We start from the raw sequence: 20,320 nt of genomic DNA on the forward strand, positions 1-20,320 counted from the left end.
TTGAGAATATTTTATGATTATTTTCTATCAGCACGAGATCCATAATTTGAGAAAAGAGCTTATATCAGTCCGTGTCTTAAGTATGCCTATTATATAGAATGGGTTACTTAGTAAATAAGGGAAGGTGATTTATATGTTAGGGGAAGAAGATTTAAAAGTAAATTGTATATCAGCTGCTATAGGTTTACTCATCCAACATAATATCATCACTCACCAGGAACTGGACAAACTAACTAAAACGAATTATCACGTTTTCTATCATTTTCTCATGGATAAGTTAATTGAAGAAGAGTTTAGTAAGGATAGAGTGGTACAAACATAAGTGCTTCAACAAAAAAAAGAAGCGCAGGATCCAAAGCAAAGATCTCCTATTTCAAATGTGATTCTTATAAAGGTCCTTACATATTAGACATACATAATATGTAAGGGCTTTCTTGTTCAACAAAGCCTCCTATAGTTTAAATGTATTTCTTCATAATCTATCATTTTAAAAGTCATTTTATCAAAGGAAGTCTGCCAGTATTGTTACAAAAAAAGTCCTCTTCTCGTTTCAAGAAAAGAACTTATACTCAGTAAATTTTATAAGCTACTTCCAAGTCTGATCCAGTTTATCTGAATAGAAATGTAAGGCTTTTTTATAACTTAGTATTTCATTGTCATTTGTCGTATTTAGTAAGCATTTCAGTATCAGTTCCATCGCTTTACTATGCTCTTTTAAATTGTATAAGGTCATAGAATAAAACACTTTAATTACATGATTATCTGGGAATGATTCTATTCCTTTTAAAAATATATCTTTTGATTTTTCATATTCCCCTAAGGCTCTATACGTGCTGCCCAATCCCAATACTGCACCTTCCATATCCTCCTTAGAAGGTAATCCTATCTTTATGGCATTTTCGTAAAAGGGCACTGCCTTTTCTTCTTCTCCTAATACGTCAAAGCTCCAAGCACATTGATAGTTATATAAAGCATTGTCTGGAAATTCCTTAACTAATTTACTTAGCAATTCGTTAGATTCTTTGTGATTTCCATTCTTTCGTAACGCTAATGCTTTATCTAGTTTGTTATTCATCACTTAAATCTCCAACCCTTCTTTTTCCCACTACTTATCTCTTAACACCCTTCCATATCCGGAAATTCAGCGTATTCATACACTTTATCGATATCTATTTCTTGCTTTAACTATCCTTGATGTTTAATTTTTAAAGGCTAACTCATTGTTCTGCAAAGCTTCTCTAAGTTTAGGTAAAGAAGCCGGACCCATACCATGAAATTGTAATATCTCTTTTTCACTAAATTTTGATAGCTGCTGCAAAGAAGTTATCCCGTTGCTTTCCAATGCTCGTCTTGCTGGTGCTGATAGCATGGAAAGAAATCCATTGTCAGGTTTGCGTTCTTGCTCACAGGTTGGGCAGGTGGGACAGTTACTGCTTTTATAATATTTGTGTCCTTTATGACAGATTCTTAGATTTCCCTTTTGAATTTTCATTTTTATTCTCCCCTTTTCACAAGAGTTTTTTAGCTTTTATCCCCTGCCACTTCTTCAATGGATGATTTATGGAGAAACAGAACATCATGCGTATAGTAAGCTAACTATTATTAAATGCTTGTTAGTCTCGTTTCAGATAGTGTAGCTCCATTACAAATCATGCTAACACCTTACATGTTTACGTTTGAAACCAATCCGTCCTCTATCTATATCCTTTTGAATGTTTTCGGAAGCAAGAAGAATACTACTTTTTTTCTTATCCTTCTTAACTTCGACTGGACCTACTGCCTTTGCAGTTTCAAGCGCCTTTTCATGAAGTGGCAAATATGAAACACCGACTGTATAGATAAAATTATTCATAGCCGATTTCGTTCGATCTGGAGAATCGTGAATCGTATTTTTCACTTGTTCAAGCATATCGGCAACCTTGCTTGTGCTAAATTCATCGTCAGGACGATTACCCAAAAGCCAGCAGTAACAACTCCAACCTGCTGACATTTTCAATTCTTCACCGCTTGCCACCCATCTATCAGCAACAGCTTGCGCAAAATCGGTTTCTGACAAAGTTACTGCAACTACATAATCAGATAGCATGTAAAAATACGCTTTATCGATCCAACGCTCAAAATCCTCCGCAGTCATCTCTGTTGGGTCTGCAATGATACCGGCAAAATACATAGCATCATAATTGCCAGACGCATAAAGCTGCTCGGCTAAAGCCTGGTTTTTCTTGATTTTCTTTGCAATCGGCTTCATTTTTCCTGTTGCTACTCCAAAAAGTGGATCGTGTGCACCATTGTTTATGTAAGTCTTTTTAATTCGTTCTGTGCCAAGCGCTTCAAGTTCTTTCATAACCATTTCAAAGTCCACCGTTCTGTACCCTCCTTCTTCTCCGTTCATAATCTACTCTTTATTTCCGCCAAAAAGTTGAACAGTCTTTTTTATCTAACATATTAAACTCGATTATTTTTTTAAGTAATTCATAGTTTACCCGCTCAGTCCATAGAATTCGAAACAGGCCTTTGGTAGCGCTGTATCCAACCTGGGCGATGTCATGATTAAAGTGCGCAATCCCTATGTCTTCAGGTGAAACGCTCAAATGATGTTTTGCTGAGGCAAAGCCGATGATAAATGTTCCATGATTAGTAAACATTGGCGTATTCCATTTAATTTGTGGTTCCAAATTTGGGAAAGTATTAGCAACCCAAGCCAAAACCTCCTCTGTTCGGTCACGGTGGTCAGGGCTATCTATACGCGCTAAATATTCTGCAAAAACTTCCATAGCATCTTCTCCTAGAATAAAAATTTTTGAACGCTGTCATTTTTTAATCTACTCTACTTTTACACAAAGCGAACATAAATGAGTTCACTTAGCCCTATTTCATTTTCATCTAAAATACATTAACAACTTATATTAGCCATGTTTTAAATAAAATGTACTAATCATTTAATCCTTTTCCATTAAGAATGTTTGGAATGCATTTTTCAACCCTTGATTCTCGAGTCTTAGATTGTTTGGCCGCAGAAAAATAAAGAATGTATGCTCTTTGCCGTCCTGGAGTCAATGTAGTAAAAGCATCTTTTAGAGCAGGTATTTCATCAAATTTATGCTGTAGCTCTTCAGGAATAATGAGTTCTTCAGGCTTTTTAGCTTTGACTTTTAATCCGGCTTTTTCCACCTCAATAGCCTCATAAATATAAGCTTTCAACATAGCCTCCTTTTCAACTATTTCTTGCACATTGGTAAACCGAATTTGTCGTGCCCCTTGTACATTCTCCGTTTGTTGAATTAGAATACCATGAGAATCTTGTAACAGAGAACCTTTAGGAAACAGCAGCGCACAGTATTCTTTAAATCCATGTATTAAAACAATGTTTTTTTTCTCAAACGTGTAACAAGGATTCATCCACTTAAAATCTTCGGTCAACTCACAGTCAAGAACAATCTTTCTCAACGTCTCATATTCTTCTTTCCACTTTTTAGCTTTAGTTAAAAATTCATCGACCTTAGGATTCATTTTGCTATTTGTCATCAAGGAACACTCCTATTCAATTTTTTAACCTGTGGCTCTCGCAATGATATAGTCAGCCGTCAATTCATTTAATGGTGTTACTATTCTTCAAATGTAGGAAATGCCCTTCTTCAATTGACTTGATAGTTATTAAAATTATAAACATTTTAACTTTATAAGGAAGAGGCTTTCGTTTACTTATCAAGCGTTACCCTTTCACCAGTCTCTGCAGATGTTCGAACCGCATCTAATAGTTGATGAAGTTTAACAGCATCATGGAAGTTTGGAATTTGACTTTTGTGTTCAAATATATCGTTTACTAACACCTGATAAGCCTTTTCAACGTAATCTTTTGGATGATTATCTTTTGCTGAAGATACGTTTAGCTCTTCAACATACACACTTTCCGTACTTAATAAATAAGTAGGATGCTTAACCTTCTCTAATTTGAGATTACCAAATTGTACGTGACCGGATGAAGAATTCTGGATTAAGCGAAAAACACCTTTTTCTCCTCTAACCTCTAATTGAAAAGCAGGATAAACTCCTCCTTGAATATGAACAGAAGCCGAAATATCACCGTCGAGTGTTCCCTGTATTAAGATTTGGTCCGCTGTATCCTTTGGCACCGTAACTTCTGTTCCTTGTATGAGAGCTTCTGTATAATACGTATTCATTATCGACGATAACTCTTTAAAATCACCTAAGATGTAGCACAGAACATCAAGCGAGTGTCCACCGTTGATTGTAAGAAGGTTGGCTCCGTTTTCTCTTTTTAAGATATAGCTGTTTGCTTCATCTGTTATTCCACCCTTTCCTTGTGTCGCTACCTGCATGGTGCAGGAGATAATTCTTCCAATTTCCCCTTGGTTAATAGCCTGCTTTACATAATTCACCTCGGGAGATTGTCTTGCTTGTAAACCAATCGCATGGTGAATGTTTGCCTCATCCGCTAACTTTGCCAGTTTAATTGTTTGCTTAGTATCTACACCTAAAGGCCACTCGCAATAAATGTGTTTCTTTTCCTCTATGGCAGCAATTGAAGCTTCGTAATGAAACGGAACTTTTACACTAACTACTACTAAATCAACATCTTTGGATTGCGCTAATCTCTTATAGTCTGTAAAGCTATGGGGAGCATCAAGTACCCTCGCACTTTCCTTGGCGGTTTCTGCTTTTGATGTTCCAATTGCGGTTATTCGATAAAAAGGACTTTCTTTAAGTACTGGAATATGTGTTTTGCTCGCCCATTGATTATTTAAAGATCCCCCTATAATTCCTACTTTTATTAATTTCTCCTTCATTAGACATTCCTCCATCATTTTGTAGAAAATATTACCTTTTAATCAAGTATAATTAAAATGAATCATCATTTTAAATGTTAAAATATGATGGCTATATCACTTTTTTTGATGGAGGGTGAATATGAATGGATATTGAAAATATGAAAGCTTTTGTTTCAGTGGCCGAATTAAGAAATATATCTGCGGCTGCAATAAAACTGAACCATCTTCAATCTAATATGACCGCCAAAATAAAGAAAATAGAAAGCTATTATAATCAAGAACTGTTTATTAGAAACTCGAAGGGCGTTAAATTAACCAAGCAAGGAGAAAAGTTGTATCACCAATTTAAAAAGATATTGCTTCTTTGGGAAGAAACTGAAAATAAGATGAAGAAACAAGATGAAAAACTCCGTATTGGCACCATGATATCAGTTGGGGGCACTCAATTCTCAAGCGCTTTAAACAAACTTTACAACACCTATCCAGATCTAGCAGTAACATTAAAAACGGGTTCAACCGAATATATCGAAAATCAAATTCTACTTGGACAAATTGATGTAGCTTATACAATTGGATCATTAAACAACCAAAAGATAAAATATAAAAAAGTAGGCGTAGAAGAAATGGTTGTCATTGGTAGCGATATTGATCAACACACGACATTTGATGACTATGTAAGGCAAAAAAATATACTGGTACTTTCAGATAAGTGCTTGTACATGACAATATTACATACTATTTATGCCAGCTTACATATTGAACAAGGTGACATGATCGAAGTCGGCGATCCAGAAACATTAGTACAATTTGCATTAATGGGCATGGGAATTTCCTTAGTCTCTAAGCGTATCGCAAACCGTTATAACATCCATAATTTTTTAGAAGTTCCACCACCTTATCGGTACACTGACTTTTATCTCATTTCCCGGCTAAATTATGAATTTACACCTATCGAAAAACAGTTTATTGAATTGAATAACTTCCTTGGCGACACTTTTAGCAGAGTAGAAGTTTAATATTGAGGTTACAGTTTTTCTTGTAACCTTTTTTGTGATTTCTTGGTTATCATTGTTTCTATATAGGTACAGTGAAGGGTTTTTCCACTTTACATAAAGCGTATTCTTAGCAGCCATTTATAATAAAGAGCAAATCAATGTTTGATTCGCTCTTTATTAATCTTCCCTCATATCCAACGTGTAGAATTCTACAACGTTATCTTCAGTATCCTTAAAATACAACCGCTTCTCTTTTTGCATATTAATATTAATCTATTCTATAACTTTATGATCGATACTAGCATCATTTAATACTTTAATGGCAGAATCAAAGCTTTCTGTTTTTATATGTAAAGCAAAATAGACATGAATACCGCCTTGATCATAACTATTCATACCTAATACTTCCTAAATATTTAACACCATTAATTTCGTTATCACTCTTTTTATTGTGCTGAAAATCATAAATTAAAATCATACTGTTGAAACCATCAGGCAAATATTCTCCATATTTTTCAACAAAGTTAGGAATTACTACATCATCATACGAACAGCCTTCCAATAGGTGCGAAAGCTTACACATGTCCTGATTTGCATAATGAGCTTCGCTAAAATCTTCGTCAAAGTAATCAACTTTAAAGTCCTTTTCAAATTGTGAGGGTATAGCATCTCCATCTTCCGTATAAGCAATCAACAGATATTTTTCTAGCTCTTCGCTAGTTGAAAACTTACCGACCCATAAAGATACATAACCTATCTGTTCCATACAATCCCTCTTTCAAAAAAACATTTCTTACATTACAATCATTCTTTATACTTTAACTTTACACGAATTAAACATCAATTAGCTCACTTAATCTCATTTTGTTCTTTAAATCAAACGCGTCATTAATAAAAACAAACGGTTCACCTAAGGAATCAAAAAACTGAATGAATCCTGTCTCTGTTATGTATTGGCCTCTCTTATAGTACGTAAGTTAGACTTGTTTATTTGTATGTAAAGCTTCAATCGTTGCGACTCTCGAAGTATAGCTTTAAGAATTTTTGATGGGGGAAATTGTTCGCACCGTTCGTCTCAACAAAATATTCTAATTGCCATTTTTGTGTTTCCATAGCTTGTTTGCTAGTTGGTTTATCCCATATCGGATACACTCTAATTGCCATCTTACCTTTTGTGGTAGCCGTTTTAAGGATTTTTTGTTTTAAAAGAATTTCTTTTGGAAAAATGAATTGTCCAAATCTATTTGTACTAGTGAAGGTATTAATAACTAATAGATCGGTAGCTTTTCCATACGAAAAGGCTTGGTTTTTATGAGCCGTATCTTTTTCCCAAAAGGATACAAACTGCCCTACCTTGTTAGGGGTAGTTTTCGCCACCCTAAATCGTATAGATTTTGAATTTAACTGAAAGATACCAGCGCCATAATCTGAATTCTGAGCTTCTTCTCGAATAGCTTTTATATCGAAGTGATTGGGTTTATAAAAGTTCTCATTTACATAGGTTAACGCCTCATAAAATTCCATTGTTTTTACCCCTTATGTTTATAACTCTCTTCAATTAATAATACGTGGTTTGTATTTCTTCCCTCGAAATCGCGTCTGAATATCTTAAATATTCCAAAATGTTATAGCGAAGCTATCCTCGTCTTATAACACCTCTTGATCCCTCAAGCATTTCTACCCTCTTAATATGGTTGATATGCTACATATTAACCTCATTTTTTTACTTTGGTTCGCAATCTCTTTGTATTACTGAAATACTTGGAGGTTCAGTTGAAACCACATCAATTATATGATTTAAAGCATGTATTCCATAGTGTTTAAACGGGCCAAGATGTATATCGTCAGCTATGGTACCAACTTCAATAAAATCTAGATATCTGGACTTTGAATAAACTGCAAAAGCGCTTCCTTTATACATTTCATACTTATCTATTACAGTAAAACTTTCGTTTCTAACAGAGTATGCAATGTACCAATCAAATGTAAGGCGAATTATAGGCAGGAAGTTAGGATTTATTTTATCTTGAATATGGTCTTTCTATGATCCTGCTTTATACGTTTCAAGCGCAGCTCTATTTTTCTATCTAACATTTTATGTGCGGTTTGAAAAGTTACACATATGAACAGTAAGATAATAGCAATAATTATAGCGTCTGGCACTTGAAAGCAAAAACATAATACTGCTAAAAGAAAAGATATAGTACAAGTAAAGTTGATTATCCATTTTCTATTTCTATGAGCTTGAAGACTTTTTTCAAGCAGCTGCTTTTGTCCTTCTTCCCTTTTTATATCTTCTGAATTATTGAGTGTAGAGTTCAATGTTATTTCTCCTTAGAAACTAATTTTATATAATTTTTATCTTGGTTATCTTTTCCCTTTAAGATGATAGTATAATTGGATGTTCTTAAAGAGAAAGCCAAATTTAATTAATCGTTTTGGCAAGCGCGTAGGCTTCTTTCGCGCTGATTATAATATCCTCCAACAAGCTCATCTTCTCCTCTTCTTCAACGTTTGCGTTTAATAGAAAAAAATAAAGCACGGAATACCTTCATGTCGGTGCATATGACGACTCTATTTGGTAGCTATTCTTAATCGATCCAAAGAAACTATGAAAAAAGAACATTCGTTCTCTACATTATACAAGAACAAACGTTCCCTTTTCAATAAAAACTCTAAACTTTTCCCGAATTATTCCTATGAAGAACGTCAAATTTATTATTTTATAAAAAAAGAAATATTTTATATACCTAGAGAAAGATATCGAGATAACGAAAAAAACATGAGAAAATGTTCTACAAAGTAAAATTTCGGAGTGAAATAATCAACAAAATTTGCCATAATAAGTGAAGTAAGGAGGTGTATTATGTTTCGATTGTATGGAGCCTTAATTGGGCTTAGTTTCATTTGGGGTTTATCTTTTGTATTTATGAAGTGGCTGCTTCCCTCAGCTGGTATATGGGGAATTGTATTTTTTCGTTGTCTAGCAGGTGCAATCATCTTGCTCCCTTTTCTATGGTGGAAGCGTAGAAAAGTTAAAGAGAAACTACCCTGGAAGGCGTTGATTGTTGTTGGTATATTTAACTGTGGTTTGGCGTGGGGATTAATTTCCTTAAGCGAAACTGAGATAAACAGTACAACCGCCTCCATTCTAAATGCGACCACTCCAATCTGGACAGGTCTTATCGGATTTATTCTTTTTTCTTATCGACTTACCGGACGTCAGTGGATCGGTATTCTTATCGGTTTTTTCGGGATACTCGTCCTTATGGATTTTCAATTTGGTCAGATTTTCGGGAAAGGGTTTGTCGGAATTGGAACAATGCTTGTTGCTTGTATCTGCTATGGGCTTGCTGGGCAGTTAACAAAGCGGTTTTTGTCTGGCGTGAGCGTATTAACTATAACAACCTTCACCTTACTAACAGGTGCTATCATCGGTTTAATTGGAATGTTGTTTACTGAACCATTCAAATCAGATTTGTTGATTCATCCACTTCCGCTTCTGGCAATTGTGGGTCTCGGCTGTTTTGGCTCAGGATTGGGTCAGTTAATCTATTTCTATATCAATAAAAATGGTGGCCCTGAATTAGCAGCGACGGTTACTTACCTGATCCCTGCCTCGGCCATGGTCTGGGGTTATTTACTACTGGGAGAGACAATTACTCCAAATGTCATTGTTGGACTACTTATTATCTTTGCTGGCGTTTATCTTTCATCTAGGAAATCAAAAGGTAAAACTCCGCATGTCACTCTCTTTAGCAATAAACAAAATTAAGTAAGTAGATTTTATAATGTGAGTCTTTAAAGTTATCTATGAGAGAAGAATTAAGAAACTGAAGGACTACAGAATATGATATATTTCAAATGAAATTCATCATATGTAGTGATAAAACGTAATTCTAGTTGTTCAATCTTGTTTAAAAGGCAGCCAAACAGAGGGCTGCCTTTTTTTATTTCAACGCAGAAAATAATTTTAAAATTCAGTGCTAGTTATCCCATACAACATAACATCACACAAAAACGCTGAATTTATATATGAAGCAAATTCGAGATATTTCCACCTAACACTCTGTCTGCAACTTCTCCGCTAGATGTATGACGCTTAACGGCCTGTAGATTTAAATATGGATCTCCATATGGAAAATCTGAACTAAATAACGTTCTTTCAGGTATTTCTTTTATAGCCAACGACAAGGCGTATGTTGTATAAAATGCAGATATATCTAAGTAAGCATTTTTAGTGTCTTTTATCATCTTTATCGTTTGTAGCCAATGAATTCCGCCCATATGCCCGTATATTACCGGCACGTTTTCATATTTTTGAGTTAGAAGAAATAACTCCTGAATATCCTTTAAGTTTAAAGGATGAAAAGTATGTACCCAGATAGGCAAAGACGTATAGTCACTTGCTGCTTTAAATATAGGTTCTAACAATGGAATTTGACCTGGGCCAAGAGTAAATTCTCCAAGACCTTTCATCTTTTGCTCTTTGACAAGTTTCTCTACCCAGTCGTTTAAGTTGACATCACCTGGAGAATAAGAAAGAGGGACTGAACCAAACCCTACAAACCTATTTGGATATTGCTCAATCGCAACGCTTACTTCTTCTAGCGCATTTAAGCGTGCTTGTACGGGATTCACCTCATTATTTAGAATTTGATTTAATTTGTTCATTTCGGTTGTAAATTCTTTAACGTTGCTGCTTTTTTCTGGATGAACAAGAGTAGAAAACAATACAGTTTTATCTATTCCACTGTCATCCATCATTTTTATATGTTTCTCTATAGGCAAAACCACATGTGCGTGACTATCAATAATCATTTTGTTTCTCCTTTTCATTTCTTTCGTAAAAGACTTCATTAGCGACAGTCAAAATCGTATTTAAAGCTACAGGGAATCCAGCATAAATGACCATCTGTAACATTGCTTCTAAAATTTCTTCCTGTGTCCACCCAACATTCAAAGCCCCGTTCAGATAAAATTTTAGCTGTTTCGTATTGCCTAATGCAGTTAGGCCAGCCACCGCAGCAAGAAGGCGTGACTTTAAGTCTAAACCTGGTCTCGAGAAAATTTGTCCGTAATTAAACTCTACAGCTAGCATTCCTAAATCAGGGAGAGCTGACTGTTCAAAGCCTACCATTATATCCTCATGATTCTCTGGATCAATCTTAGCTAATATATCTAATCCTCGTTGAAAGTTATCTGTATGTGTTCTCATTACACATTACTTCCTTTCTTATTCATTAAGTTCCCTATCGTTTTTTTAGAGATGTTCATCGGAATTAAAGAACAAAAGCTAATGGCTATCATCAGTATGGCTATGGCACACACTCCATCCCACTCCCATTTACTCCATGCAAGTAAACCCACATAAGACCCTAATGAACCTCCTAAAAATGTGGAAACCATATATAACCCATTTAATCGACTTCTCTTTTCTTCTCCTAGTTGGAAAATAGTAAACTGACAGGCAACTTGGTTTGCTTGAGTTCCTATCGTTATGAGAAGAGCTCCTAAAATTAACCCAGGCAGCCAGTACCCTCCCCTTATAAGATCTATAAAAGCAAGTAAAGATATGGACATACACAAAAGACTTGCAAACTTTGCCCCTTTTGTATCAATTAAACGTCCGATAACGGGCGTAGCAAACGCTCCCGCTATCCCGACTAACCCTATTACCCCCACCATGTCACTTCCATAGAAATAGGGATGTGTATGTAATAAAAAGACAAGCGTGGTCCAAAATGCGCTAAAAGAAGCAAACATCATTCCCTGACTTACACATGCTTGTTGCAGAACTCTTTCTTTTATAAACAGCGGACCTAACGACATGAGTAAGTGTTTATAGCTGGTCGCATTTCCTCCTTTACTTTTTGGAAAATAGACGTAAACTAACAAAATCATAAAAAGTGTAGCTACAGCGGACGTCCAATACACGGTTCGCCATCCAAAATGTACATCAATAAAACCACTAGCAAGCCGAGCGCCTAAAATACCACAAACTAATCCAATGGCGACATTTCCTAAAACTTTTCCTCTATTATGATCTGAAGCTATATTCGCAGCCAGCGGAACAATAATTTGAGGAACAACCGTTACGATTCCTAAAGCTAAACTTGTAACCATCATCCACGTTTTGTTAATAGATAAAGCGTTTAAAGCGAGAACGATACATATAGCGAATAATAAAAACAAAATCAATTTTTTTCGTTCGAAGATGTCTCCTAACGGTACTAAAAGGAGATTTCCTAGTGCATATCCAATTTGAGCTAAGGTAGCTATAATGCCTATGCTGGCTGCAGAAATGTGAAAAGTAGCGGACATGCTTACTAAAAGAGTTTGGTTCAAGTAGACGTTAGCCACTGTAAACCCGCAAACCGTAGCCATTAAAAGAACTAATCCTTTTGATATATCAGACGTCTTTTCGCTATCTTTTACTATCATCTGTTTCACCTCCCTTACCTAGATCATAAAATAAGGATTATAATGGTAATAGGAGTCTAGTTATACTAGTAGTAAAAGTACTACCTACACAAAGGAGTAAAATCATGGTAAGCGATAAAGAAAGAAGAAAAGAATTAGGGGATTTTCTAAAGATAAGACGAGAACGATTGTCTCCAAAAGATTTTAATTTGCCTATTGGACCGAGAAGAAGAGCTAAAGGATTACGTAGAGAAGAAGTGTCTCAACTAGCAGGAGTCGGCATAACTTGGTATACGTGGCTGGAACAAGGACGAGATATACAAGTATCTTCCGAAGTATTAGAAGCCATATCCCGTATTTTTAAATTAAACAAAGAAGAAATGGAGCATTTATTCTTACTAGGCAATCAGCCCCTTCCATCTGCAACCATGCAGAATGAAAGAGAAAATATAGATCGTGTTGTCAAAAATCTATTAAACCAATTAGGTCATTGCCCTGCCTATGTAACAGACGAAAAACTTAATATCGTAGACTGGAATAAAGCTGCTGTGAAGGTATTTGGGAACTTTCATGAAATGGACGAGCTAAACCGCAATGCAGTGTGGCGCTGCTTCACTTCCAAAGAATATCAAAATCTTTTTCAAAATTGGGAAGATCATGCCCAACGGCTAATTGCCCAATTTCGTTTAGCTTACACACGCTTTGTCGGAGATGAGTGGTTTAAAGCTATGATTAGTGAACTTAGCGAGAAAAGCCCTCAGTTTTACGAGTGGTGGTCTAATCATGAAGTTTTGGGAACGCCTTGTGGAAAAAAGACCATTATTCATCCTGTGGCAGGAAGAATGATTATGGACCATATTACGCTTCAAGTGTATGATGCACCTGAATTAAAGGTAACTGTTTATCAGCCTCGTCGGGAGAATGAGACAGAAGAGAAGATGAAGCGGTTATTGGGGTAATAGTAGTGTACATATTAATAGCTTTGATTAATAGAAGCCTGTGTACTCCTGACAAGTATATAGGTTTTTTCTGTTTGAGTTGAGATAGGTTTGATTAGAGGAAGCAACTCAAAAAAGTAAAATTAAAGTAATAAGTATTTAAAAAACTAGATTTAAATAGAAAGTTTTTAATGATTTCAAAAGAAGTCTTGGGTATTTTTCTATTTTGCCTATAAAATTTTTTGGGACTTTAACAAAGACCGTTCATTAGTGCGGAGCACAATGAACGGTCTTTTATTGCTTTTATTTAACTTTTCCTAACAAAAAGTTATAGATTACTTATTATTTTTTTTGAAGTTTGCTACTCTCAAAAAAAAGTTTGCGTCTCTTTTAGACATCTTGTCATTATTACTTATATATTGAGCAAGTGAAAGTACGATTAAAATCATACTGAGTAATACTTGAAGAACATGAGCCAAAGTCCAAATCAAATAATGGTAAGATGTAAATGAAAAGTTAAAGCTAGACATTGAGATGCTGTACAATACGAAACTATAAAAATCTACAGATTGTGTCTTATCAAGAATATCCGGTAGACAGTCTATACATTCACCAATTATTCTCCAATAAGTTAAATAATAGAATAAGGAAAACACCAACACAATTTCTACTAAGGTATGTATAGCTAAAGACACCCTAGCTGTTTTTCTCAAGCTAGAAGATTTCCAATTATTTATATATTTACTCTTATTGGATTCATTTGTAAAAATAATTGAATCTACTTTTACGACGTCTTTAAAGTAAGCATATAAAATCTCAATTGAACGTGAAATTATTCTATAACACAATAAACAATAAATAATATCTACTAAGAAGCCTCGATTATCTCCAACAAAAACAACTATAATGAAAGTACATACTATAGTAACTATTACATTTAACCAATTAGAAAATTCAATAAAAAATCTTCTTGCATTCTTTATACTATCCCAGTTACAAAAACGGATCTCCTCATGTCCATTTTTACTAGAGGGGCAATTTGCTTTGCATTGGCAATCTTTATTACTATAAAAATCATTTATAAAATTTTTAAATGTTTTTGCAAAAAAATAATCTGGTGAAATTATTAATAAAAAAAAGTTTGTTCCCTTTAAATTTATTTTTCTGATATTAATGGGCTTCGCACCTATATCTGAAGATGTTAAATAAGGGTCTTCTATGTATTTAAAAGCAAAATAATGCGTATAAAAAGAAATAAATATGTAAAAGAAAAATGCTATAAGTATGGAGTAACCAATATTAAATGAGTAATAAAACCATTCTGGTCTTCGATAATATGGATTTAATGCGATACTGAGAATGAATAATACTATAGCCATCCCTAAACTAAAATTTTTAATTTTACTGATTTTCCCCTCTACTTTTAAAAGTAATTTGTACCGGCCTACCTCCTCTTCGTGAATATTTTTCAAAAAATTTTTTTTCATCTAAACACTTCCCTAACTTATTAATCTTTATCTATTGGAAATAAATTTCCTACAATATTGAATAAGCTGCTTAAATATCTTTTTTAAAGGTATTTATAGAGGATTAATATTACTTGGTATCTTCAAGAGCCATCTTCTGAACTGACAGGTGTAAATGCCTTCATCCAATTATAGATTGTTACTTCTGATACGCCATATTCGCTGCTTAATTCTTTAACCAAGTTTCCTGTATGATATAAATCTACAATCGTTTTCTTAAACTCATCATTGTATGTTTTCTCTGCACGTTTATGTTACATTTCGGACACATCCTCTCAAAAATAATTGTAAGGACTTAATTAAATTGTGTCCGTGAATCTACACTAACTCCACCTACTTTTTTTCTGTTAAACAATTGCGCTTTCCACTTTATAAAAATAATCTAATGTTATCCATTAAATATGACAGTATAATTCCCTTGTGAAGTAGTATCAAAGTAATAAATATTTAAGTTTTACGAAAGAGCAACTCTAATGGCTGCCCTTTCCTAATTCAATACTATATTCTTATACACGATTATACTTCCACCTCATCATTTTGTTGCTCCTCAAGTTCCTTTTGTTTAATTAAACCTAAAAATAAATCCTCGTAATCTTGTTGATCATTAATCTTTGAAAATCCAAAGCCTAACTCTGTTTTACTATCGCGTTTAACAATATAATTAAATAGTTTTTCAACTTCTTTTTGAGCAGCAATCAAAGAGGGATCATTAGTTAATTCATGAATAATATCATATATGACCTGCGTTTTCTTATGACTAGATAGAGAACCTATTCCTAATGCTACTTCAAAAGTTGATATTGAAGCATATATCTCTATGCTATCTTTTGTCTTTAAATTTAAGATGTTCTTACAATTTGTCAATTGAGCTTTTAATGTTTTTAAATTATAATTGTTGTCATTGTCTACGTCATGCAACACATAATATTCTGTATTGAATTGATTAAGTATTTTCATAAGAGTACAAATTGTTGCTTTACCTCTAGCCCTAATAATGTGTATATTTTCATTATTTTTTTTAGCTAAGTGTTTGAAGGCAATGTACTCAGTATCGCCCTCTACAATAATAATTTTCTTGGCAAAGAAAAACTCATTTACATATGAATCTACATAGTTGAGTATTTTCATATTCTTTCTGTCATCTTCGGTAAATTGATTAGTCTTTGATTTATATAGTTGAATTGCTTCCTCATTCACAACACGTAATACTTGGATAGACGTGTGCTTTTCTGAGAGATCAATAAGTATTGGTGAATGAGTCGATATCATAAGGGGCATTTGAATACCAATCTTGTATAACGAACGACTTAATGCACGAACTGCCTCAGGATGCAAGAAGGCTTCGGGCTCATCAATTAATAATAATTTATTATCCGTCTCACCCATTATTTTATTTTGTATCATATTTTGAATGAGGTAAATTAAGCTCATTCTTTGTAACCCAGTTCCTTGATTAGATAAAGGCATTTCTTTGTTTCTTTGACTATCAATGTAAACACTAGAGTTTGTGGACTTTATAATGTCATTAGTTGAGAAGCCATCACTTTCTCCTCCTATTACTCTAAGTGATAACTCTTTATTGGAAAAAAGATCTTGCAAGTCCTTAGAGACATCTTGGCTTACTTGGTTCAGTAGATTATCTGTACTACTTTTAAGTTTTCTTAAGAAGGCTGGTAAAGCACTTTTTATTTGTGCATATTCTTCTCTAATCTCATTTCTACTTTCACTAACTTTCTCTTCTTCGTGCTCTTGATCAAGTTCTTCCTCAAGTTTTTGTAAATCACTTTTTATTATCTGCGAATATATTGTTTGAATTAAATTATTTATATCGTCCGAGGACATATATGGAGTTATATAATAAGGCTTATTATCTATGATTTCATCAAATTTTTCTTTCAAAGGATGATTTGCTTTAATTTCTTTGTTATCAGCATAGTACTTGGGAGCTTGTCCATCTTGATAATACTTAGTGAAGACTAATAATTTGCCATTGATTTCGAATTGTGCTTCCAAAACTATTTTGAAATTACGATTAGAGTAGCAATCACTAGGAATTGTAGTCGCTTTAGTTTCTTTTGTGAAAAAACAATTAATTGCTTCTAAGATTGTCGATTTTCCGGTATTATTTCTTCCTGTCAAAATAACAATTGAATCGGTAGCAAAATCCACACTAAACCTCTCATTAAACACCTTATAGTTTGTTACACTGAATTTTTTTAACCTCATTTTCTAGTCTCCTAACCCTCATTGAATTTGTATAAATAAACCTAATTTTACAACAAAAAAATACATTAATATACATATATTTCTTTTTAGTGAGCCTTTTATCCCTCAATAAGCTTATATATACCGTATGAAATGCACTTAACAAGCCATGAAATGTTAAAGATTAATATTGCAAAATTATACATTTTTGAAAGAGAGCAAATAATCAGGAAAACTTTAGAGTTTTTATCAAACAGAGAACCATCTTTTTTTATTTAAGGAATACTTTCGATGAGGGACAGCTACCAAGCAGCATCATTATTCGCATCAACCTAAAGACATTTTATACTTTGTTTTCTCTATGAAGGTTAGACCTTTTGAAAAGGAGACTTGCTAGGAGATATTAAACGTTTGAAATCAGTTATGTTATGGAGTATACCCCTATTAAAGAAAGAAGGGATTAAAACAGGAAATGTCCTTTTTGAAATTCTTAAAAGGAAATATATTTATGTCGTGAATCCATACATTGATATATATATCAAAGCTTCGAATCATATTTTTAGCTTGTTATTATAGTGTGTGACTCCCGAGGATTTTCATGGGTATAGGTTTGATGGTTATGCCGTAAAAGAAGAAGGTTTTTATCCGATATTATTCCTTACAGATAGAAGTCAAAAAAAGAGAACGTGCTATGATGTCCTTGCGGGTCTACTTGGAGCGGTTTTTTTTATATAAAATAGAATGTGTTCATATCTATATACACATGTTCCCCTACTCCGCTTTGGTTATAGTTGATTTATAAAAGAGTAGTATCACTTTCATTATTTTATCTACAATATAAGGGGTAATCATGAGTTAGTATAGTTTCATGCATACTACTTAATTAAGCCCTTACAATAATCTTTGAAAGGGTGTTTCTGAAATTTAACGTAAACGTGCAGGCAAAAGGTAACATATCTCAGTTTATAGAAGGATTGTATAACCGAAACTGCCCCCACAGCAGCCTCGGCTATCCCCTCCTACCTCCCCCCTTTTAATTATTATAAGCATTCATCTGCTCATTGTACTCATACTGAACCATCTCAAAGTCATAGCCCCATCTGCTTAATGCGTTTTCCATTTGCGTTTGTTTCACTTCACTATCAACCGCTACGTTCTTCAATTGATTATAAGCTGAAGTTTGTTGCTGTACCTCATAGTCTTGCATTTGATAATCATCTTTCCATCTCTCTTCTGCATTTGATTTAATTGTACTAGCTACATTGCTTGAATCAAGATCCAGAACGGGATTATGAAAGCTACCTGGTGTTGCAGTTTCTTTTTTAGGTTCTTCTTTTACTGGCTCTTCTTTAGCAGGTGTTTCTTTTACTTTGGCCAATGCCTTTTCAGTTTCTGCTTTTGCCTCTTCCGCTTTCGCATTCGCCGTTTTCACTTCATCTTTGGCTTTCGCGACTTGATCGTTAGCTTCCTTTAATTGTTTTGTTAACTCAGTTACCTTAGCACTCGCACTATCTAATTTATCCTTAGTCTCTTTTAAATCACCTTTCGTTTCTTTTAAGCTGCTTTCACTTTTAGCTAATTTGTTTTGGAGTGCTTTCGAATCTTTTTTACCAGCTTCTTTTTTATCTTTTGATGCAGACTCTGCTTTCTTCAGCTTTGCTTCGCTATCCGCTAGCTTGGCCTGAGCGTCTTTAAGAGAAGATTTTGTTTGTTCCAGTGAAGATTCTACTTTTTCTCGTCTTGCTTCACTCTTATCTAGTTTTTCTTGAACTTCTACCTTTTGCGAGGTCACTTCTTCTACTGATTCTGGTATAATCCCAATGCTGATAATCAGAGCAGTAAAAATAAGAGCAATACATGCAACAGGTACTAGTGCCCATGCCCACCACTTACTAAATAACGTTTTAAAGAACCCTTTTTGCTCCTGTTGTCTCGACATTCTCTTTCCCCCATTATTTGATTTAATCAATACGCACTTCTAAACTATTTAACTTGCTTGCCAGTTCATTATCTTTTTCATTTGTGGTCTGGGAATAAGTCTGATAAGAACCAGAAGGATTTAGGTAAGTATTCATATTTTTGACAGCCGTATAAGCATCAAGAGCGACAGCGTATTCATCTTTAAACTTAGCCGGAGGATTCTTTAATTTATCCATTGTCTGGTCTAATGCAGTCATGGTAGCTTCTACCGTGGCTAAGTCTCCATTTGTATCATAAGATGCCATTTAAGCGGCTAACGCCATGTTAAAATCTGTATAGCGTTGACCATCGATCGTAGCACCATTATTCCATATAGCCGCATGCCAAACCTCTGTATAACCATTAATGATGTCTTCCATCATTGAGCCAGCAGCTACCATTTGGTCATAGACTGACGACAAATTCTCTTTATATTTTTGCTCGGCCTTTTTCTTTTGCTCTGCTGCTACGCGTTCTTGGTGCTTATGATAAGCACCAATTGAAGCAAATGCTGCAATAATGAGCACAAATGTCAAAACAATAAGCATCAGTTTTCTTTTTTTTTCTTTTTCTCTGTCTTCCTGTGCTAAATTACTCACATTCATTCCCCCTCTTAACAACATCATATTACGATTAGAATATTTTTAACTCATAATATAAAAAAAGAAGCAGGGAACTTTCCCTGCTTCTTCTCACTTCACTCTTATTTTCAAATATGAGATCGATGCTAGTGAAATATGAACAAAATAAAAGGTATAAAGTATTTATGCTCTCTTTATAAGGTATACTTCTAAAGAGAGGAGCAGTGATTAATATGCATTATAGTAAAAGAAATCAAGAACCTCCGATTCAAGAGGAAACAGAAATTTGGGAATGTACAGTAGAAGAGTGTAAAGGCTGGATGAGGAAAGACTTCTCTTACGATAGGCATCAGAAATGTCCTTTGTGTAAAAGTCAGATGGAAGCTAAAAAACGGCTTATTGATAAAATCCCCCGTAATCCGCATAAAAGATAATATAAACCTATGCTTTCTAAAAGATTAAACACTATTTATCCATAAAGAAGTTTTGGTTCCTATTTGCTTTCTATTTCTGTTGTATGTTATAACTAGTTAACCTTGTACCAATCGTCTTGTCTAAAACCCAGGCTTTTTCAAAGCCTGGGCTTTCTATTGAACCAATAGTATGCTAATTATGACACCATAAAAAAAAGACCCCTTCACAGGAGTCTTTTTTTATCACTTTTAATTATGCTTTGTGAACGTTAGCAGCTTGTGCTCCGCGTTGACCTTGCTCGATATCAAAAGTAACTTTTTGACCTTCTTCTAATGATTTGAAACCTTCACCTTGAATAGCACTGAAATGAACGAATACATCTTCTCCGCCTTCAACTTCGATGAAACCGAAACCTTTGTCTGCATTAAACCATTTTACTGTACCTTGTGTCATAATGTTGCCTCCTGCTGTGGAATACTCCACAAATGT

The 20,320-nt window shown here is 34.3% G+C and carries 24 protein-coding genes and 1 pseudogene; 5 read left to right on the plus strand and 20 right to left on the minus strand.

The window, feature by feature from the left end; all coding sequences use genetic code 11:
- The first annotated feature begins 133 nt into the window (after positions 1–133).
- Positions 134–322, plus strand: coding sequence for a hypothetical protein (locus tag ACMX9J_RS08875; RefSeq protein WP_014458940.1), 189 nt, complete (start codon positions 134–136; stop codon positions 320–322).
- 264 nt (positions 323–586) lie between these two features.
- Here ACMX9J_RS08875 and ACMX9J_RS08880 read toward each other — a convergent pair whose 3' ends face one another.
- The 6 genes from ACMX9J_RS08880 to ACMX9J_RS08905 form a co-directional block, all read right to left on the minus strand.
- Positions 587–1,075 (minus strand): tetratricopeptide repeat protein, encoded by a 489-nt coding sequence (locus tag ACMX9J_RS08880; RefSeq protein WP_394530370.1) that lies wholly within the window; start codon positions 1,073–1,075, stop codon positions 587–589.
- Between the two features lie 123 nt (positions 1,076–1,198).
- The gene (locus ACMX9J_RS08885; RefSeq protein WP_416225668.1) at positions 1,199–1,492 is read right to left on the minus strand and encodes an RNA polymerase alpha subunit C-terminal domain-containing protein; all 294 of its coding nucleotides are present in this window, start codon (positions 1,490–1,492) and stop codon (positions 1,199–1,201) included.
- A gap of 162 nt (positions 1,493–1,654) precedes the next feature.
- Positions 1,655–2,362, minus strand: coding sequence for a DNA alkylation repair protein (locus ACMX9J_RS08890; RefSeq protein ID WP_394530372.1), 708 nt, complete (start codon positions 2,360–2,362; stop codon positions 1,655–1,657).
- 40 nt (positions 2,363–2,402) lie between these two features.
- Positions 2,403–2,774: an iron chaperone gene (locus ACMX9J_RS08895; RefSeq protein ID WP_394530373.1), complete on the minus strand. Its 372-nt coding sequence runs from the start codon at positions 2,772–2,774 to the stop codon at positions 2,403–2,405.
- Between the two features lie 157 nt (positions 2,775–2,931).
- Complete coding sequence (locus ACMX9J_RS08900; RefSeq protein ID WP_416225669.1) at positions 2,932–3,525, minus strand: YdeI/OmpD-associated family protein; 594 nt, start codon at positions 3,523–3,525, stop codon at positions 2,932–2,934.
- Positions 3,526–3,698: 173 nt separating this feature from the next.
- The gene (locus tag ACMX9J_RS08905; RefSeq protein WP_034267155.1) at positions 3,699–4,808 is read right to left on the minus strand and encodes a Gfo/Idh/MocA family protein; all 1,110 of its coding nucleotides are present in this window, start codon (positions 4,806–4,808) and stop codon (positions 3,699–3,701) included.
- Positions 4,809–4,933: 125 nt separating this feature from the next.
- On the opposite strand from ACMX9J_RS08905, the gene ACMX9J_RS08910 reads away from it, so the two are divergent.
- Positions 4,934–5,806 (plus strand): LysR family transcriptional regulator, encoded by an 873-nt coding sequence (locus ACMX9J_RS08910; protein ID WP_034267158.1) that lies wholly within the window; start codon positions 4,934–4,936, stop codon positions 5,804–5,806.
- Positions 5,807–6,058: 252 nt separating this feature from the next.
- Here the strand turns inward: ACMX9J_RS08910 and ACMX9J_RS08915 are convergent, their stop codons facing one another.
- From ACMX9J_RS08915 to ACMX9J_RS08930, 4 genes are all read right to left on the minus strand, one after another.
- On the minus strand, positions 6,059–6,181 hold the full coding sequence (locus ACMX9J_RS08915; RefSeq protein WP_275036246.1) for a hypothetical protein: 123 nt from the start codon (positions 6,179–6,181) through the stop codon (positions 6,059–6,061).
- Positions 6,174–6,551 (minus strand): immunity 22 family protein, encoded by a 378-nt coding sequence (locus ACMX9J_RS08920; RefSeq protein WP_275036247.1) that lies wholly within the window; start codon positions 6,549–6,551, stop codon positions 6,174–6,176. The genes ACMX9J_RS08915 and ACMX9J_RS08920 overlap by 8 nt, the downstream gene beginning before the upstream one ends.
- 239 nt (positions 6,552–6,790) lie before the next feature.
- On the minus strand, positions 6,791–7,309 hold the full coding sequence (locus ACMX9J_RS08925) for a MepB family protein (RefSeq protein ID WP_275036248.1): 519 nt from the start codon (positions 7,307–7,309) through the stop codon (positions 6,791–6,793).
- A 492-nt stretch (positions 7,310–7,801) separates the two neighbouring features.
- Complete coding sequence (locus tag ACMX9J_RS08930) at positions 7,802–8,107, minus strand: hypothetical protein (RefSeq protein WP_049165879.1); 306 nt, start codon at positions 8,105–8,107, stop codon at positions 7,802–7,804.
- Between the two features lie 544 nt (positions 8,108–8,651).
- Between ACMX9J_RS08930 and ACMX9J_RS08935 the strand changes: the two genes are divergently transcribed.
- Positions 8,652–9,560, plus strand: coding sequence for a DMT family transporter (locus ACMX9J_RS08935; RefSeq protein ID WP_416225670.1), 909 nt, complete (start codon positions 8,652–8,654; stop codon positions 9,558–9,560).
- Between the two features lie 254 nt (positions 9,561–9,814).
- Here the strand turns inward: ACMX9J_RS08935 and ACMX9J_RS08940 are convergent, their stop codons facing one another.
- Genes ACMX9J_RS08940 through ACMX9J_RS08950 form a run of 3 tightly spaced genes read right to left on the minus strand, consistent with a single transcriptional unit; the run spans position 9,815 to position 12,229 of the window.
- Positions 9,815–10,606 carry an amidohydrolase family protein gene (locus tag ACMX9J_RS08940; RefSeq protein ID WP_367031458.1) on the minus strand — a complete coding sequence of 264 codons (792 nt, stop codon included), beginning with the start codon at positions 10,604–10,606 and terminating at the stop codon, positions 9,815–9,817.
- Positions 10,596–11,003 (minus strand): carboxymuconolactone decarboxylase family protein, encoded by a 408-nt coding sequence (locus ACMX9J_RS08945; protein ID WP_367031456.1) that lies wholly within the window; start codon positions 11,001–11,003, stop codon positions 10,596–10,598. Before ACMX9J_RS08945 ends, ACMX9J_RS08940 begins: the two co-directional genes overlap by 11 nt.
- Positions 11,003–12,229 carry an MFS transporter gene (locus tag ACMX9J_RS08950; protein WP_416225671.1) on the minus strand — a complete coding sequence of 409 codons (1,227 nt, stop codon included), beginning with the start codon at positions 12,227–12,229 and terminating at the stop codon, positions 11,003–11,005. Before ACMX9J_RS08950 ends, ACMX9J_RS08945 begins: the two co-directional genes overlap by 1 nt.
- Before the next feature lie 104 nt (positions 12,230–12,333).
- Here ACMX9J_RS08950 and ACMX9J_RS08955 point away from each other — a divergent pair, with 104 nt between their 5' ends.
- Entirely contained in the window at positions 12,334–13,167 is an 834-nt protein-coding gene (locus ACMX9J_RS08955; RefSeq protein ID WP_416225672.1) for a helix-turn-helix transcriptional regulator, read from the plus strand.
- A 314-nt stretch (positions 13,168–13,481) separates the two neighbouring features.
- Here the strand turns inward: ACMX9J_RS08955 and ACMX9J_RS08960 are convergent, their stop codons facing one another.
- From ACMX9J_RS08960 to ACMX9J_RS08985, 6 genes and pseudogenes are all read right to left on the minus strand, one after another.
- Positions 13,482–14,633, minus strand: coding sequence for a hypothetical protein (locus ACMX9J_RS08960; RefSeq protein ID WP_416225673.1), 1,152 nt, complete (start codon positions 14,631–14,633; stop codon positions 13,482–13,484).
- A 131-nt stretch (positions 14,634–14,764) separates the two neighbouring features.
- Positions 14,765–14,917 (minus strand): annotated as a pseudogene (locus tag ACMX9J_RS08965) (transposase); the annotation flags it as partial.
- Between the two features lie 271 nt (positions 14,918–15,188).
- Positions 15,189–16,898 (minus strand): ATP-dependent nuclease, encoded by a 1,710-nt coding sequence (locus tag ACMX9J_RS08970; RefSeq protein WP_289578190.1) that lies wholly within the window; start codon positions 16,896–16,898, stop codon positions 15,189–15,191.
- Between the two features lie 1,012 nt (positions 16,899–17,910).
- A complete protein-coding gene (locus ACMX9J_RS08975; protein WP_416225674.1) occupies positions 17,911–18,816 on the minus strand; it encodes a hypothetical protein in 906 nt (301 codons plus the stop codon).
- Positions 18,817–18,838: 22 nt separating this feature from the next.
- A complete protein-coding gene (locus ACMX9J_RS08980; RefSeq protein WP_416225675.1) occupies positions 18,839–19,102 on the minus strand; it encodes a hypothetical protein in 264 nt (87 codons plus the stop codon).
- Positions 19,103–19,435, minus strand: coding sequence for a hypothetical protein (locus tag ACMX9J_RS08985; protein WP_416225676.1), 333 nt, complete (start codon positions 19,433–19,435; stop codon positions 19,103–19,105).
- Between the two features lie 215 nt (positions 19,436–19,650).
- Here ACMX9J_RS08985 and ACMX9J_RS08990 point away from each other — a divergent pair, with 215 nt between their 5' ends.
- On the plus strand, positions 19,651–19,851 hold the full coding sequence (locus ACMX9J_RS08990) for a cold-inducible protein YdjO-related protein (RefSeq protein ID WP_224980425.1): 201 nt from the start codon (positions 19,651–19,653) through the stop codon (positions 19,849–19,851).
- A gap of 232 nt (positions 19,852–20,083) precedes the next feature.
- On the opposite strand, the gene ACMX9J_RS08995 is transcribed toward ACMX9J_RS08990, so the two are convergent.
- Entirely contained in the window at positions 20,084–20,284 is a 201-nt protein-coding gene (locus ACMX9J_RS08995) for a cold-shock protein (RefSeq protein WP_033580115.1), read from the minus strand.
- Positions 20,285–20,320 lie beyond the last annotated feature (36 nt).

Origin of the sequence: Priestia sp. RMT2NF4 (assembly GCF_047872835.1) — a bacterium.
In the GTDB taxonomy this organism is placed as follows: Bacteria; Bacillota; Bacilli; order Bacillales; family Bacillaceae_H; genus Priestia; species Priestia zanthoxyli.

Bases quoted from the DNA above. Each gene is read 5' to 3' on its own strand.
- ACMX9J_RS08875 (WP_014458940.1), top strand. From the start codon at position 134: ATGTTAGGGGAAGAAGATTTAAAAGTAAATTGTATATCAGCTGCTATA.
- ACMX9J_RS08880 (WP_394530370.1), bottom strand. From the start codon at position 1,075: ATGAATAACAAACTAGATAAAGCATTAGCGTTACGAAAGAATGGAAAT.
- ACMX9J_RS08885 (WP_416225668.1), bottom strand. From the start codon at position 1,492: ATGAAAATTCAAAAGGGAAATCTAAGAATCTGTCATAAAGGACACAAA.
- ACMX9J_RS08895 (WP_394530373.1), bottom strand. From the start codon at position 2,774: ATGGAAGTTTTTGCAGAATATTTAGCGCGTATAGATAGCCCTGACCAC.
- ACMX9J_RS08900 (WP_416225669.1), bottom strand. From the start codon at position 3,525: ATGACAAATAGCAAAATGAATCCTAAGGTCGATGAATTTTTAACTAAA.
- ACMX9J_RS08905 (WP_034267155.1), bottom strand. From the start codon at position 4,808: ATGAAGGAGAAATTAATAAAAGTAGGAATTATAGGGGGATCTTTAAAT.
- ACMX9J_RS08910 (WP_034267158.1), top strand. From the start codon at position 4,934: ATGGATATTGAAAATATGAAAGCTTTTGTTTCAGTGGCCGAATTAAGA.
- ACMX9J_RS08915 (WP_275036246.1), bottom strand. From the start codon at position 6,181: ATGAATAGTTATGATCAAGGCGGTATTCATGTCTATTTTGCTTTACAT.
- ACMX9J_RS08920 (WP_275036247.1), bottom strand. From the start codon at position 6,551: ATGGAACAGATAGGTTATGTATCTTTATGGGTCGGTAAGTTTTCAACT.
- ACMX9J_RS08925 (WP_275036248.1), bottom strand. From the start codon at position 7,309: ATGGAATTTTATGAGGCGTTAACCTATGTAAATGAGAACTTTTATAAA.
- ACMX9J_RS08935 (WP_416225670.1), top strand. From the start codon at position 8,652: ATGTTTCGATTGTATGGAGCCTTAATTGGGCTTAGTTTCATTTGGGGT.
- ACMX9J_RS08940 (WP_367031458.1), bottom strand. From the start codon at position 10,606: ATGATTATTGATAGTCACGCACATGTGGTTTTGCCTATAGAGAAACAT.
- ACMX9J_RS08945 (WP_367031456.1), bottom strand. From the start codon at position 11,003: ATGAGAACACATACAGATAACTTTCAACGAGGATTAGATATATTAGCT.
- ACMX9J_RS08950 (WP_416225671.1), bottom strand. From the start codon at position 12,229: ATGATAGTAAAAGATAGCGAAAAGACGTCTGATATATCAAAAGGATTA.
- ACMX9J_RS08955 (WP_416225672.1), top strand. From the start codon at position 12,334: ATGGTAAGCGATAAAGAAAGAAGAAAAGAATTAGGGGATTTTCTAAAG.
- ACMX9J_RS08960 (WP_416225673.1), bottom strand. From the start codon at position 14,633: ATGAAAAAAAATTTTTTGAAAAATATTCACGAAGAGGAGGTAGGCCGG.
- ACMX9J_RS08970 (WP_289578190.1), bottom strand. From the start codon at position 16,898: ATGAGGTTAAAAAAATTCAGTGTAACAAACTATAAGGTGTTTAATGAG.
- ACMX9J_RS08975 (WP_416225674.1), bottom strand. From the start codon at position 18,816: ATGTCGAGACAACAGGAGCAAAAAGGGTTCTTTAAAACGTTATTTAGT.
- ACMX9J_RS08980 (WP_416225675.1), bottom strand. From the start codon at position 19,102: ATGGCATCTTATGATACAAATGGAGACTTAGCCACGGTAGAAGCTACC.
- ACMX9J_RS08990 (WP_224980425.1), top strand. From the start codon at position 19,651: ATGCATTATAGTAAAAGAAATCAAGAACCTCCGATTCAAGAGGAAACA.
- ACMX9J_RS08995 (WP_033580115.1), bottom strand. From the start codon at position 20,284: ATGACACAAGGTACAGTAAAATGGTTTAATGCAGACAAAGGTTTCGGT.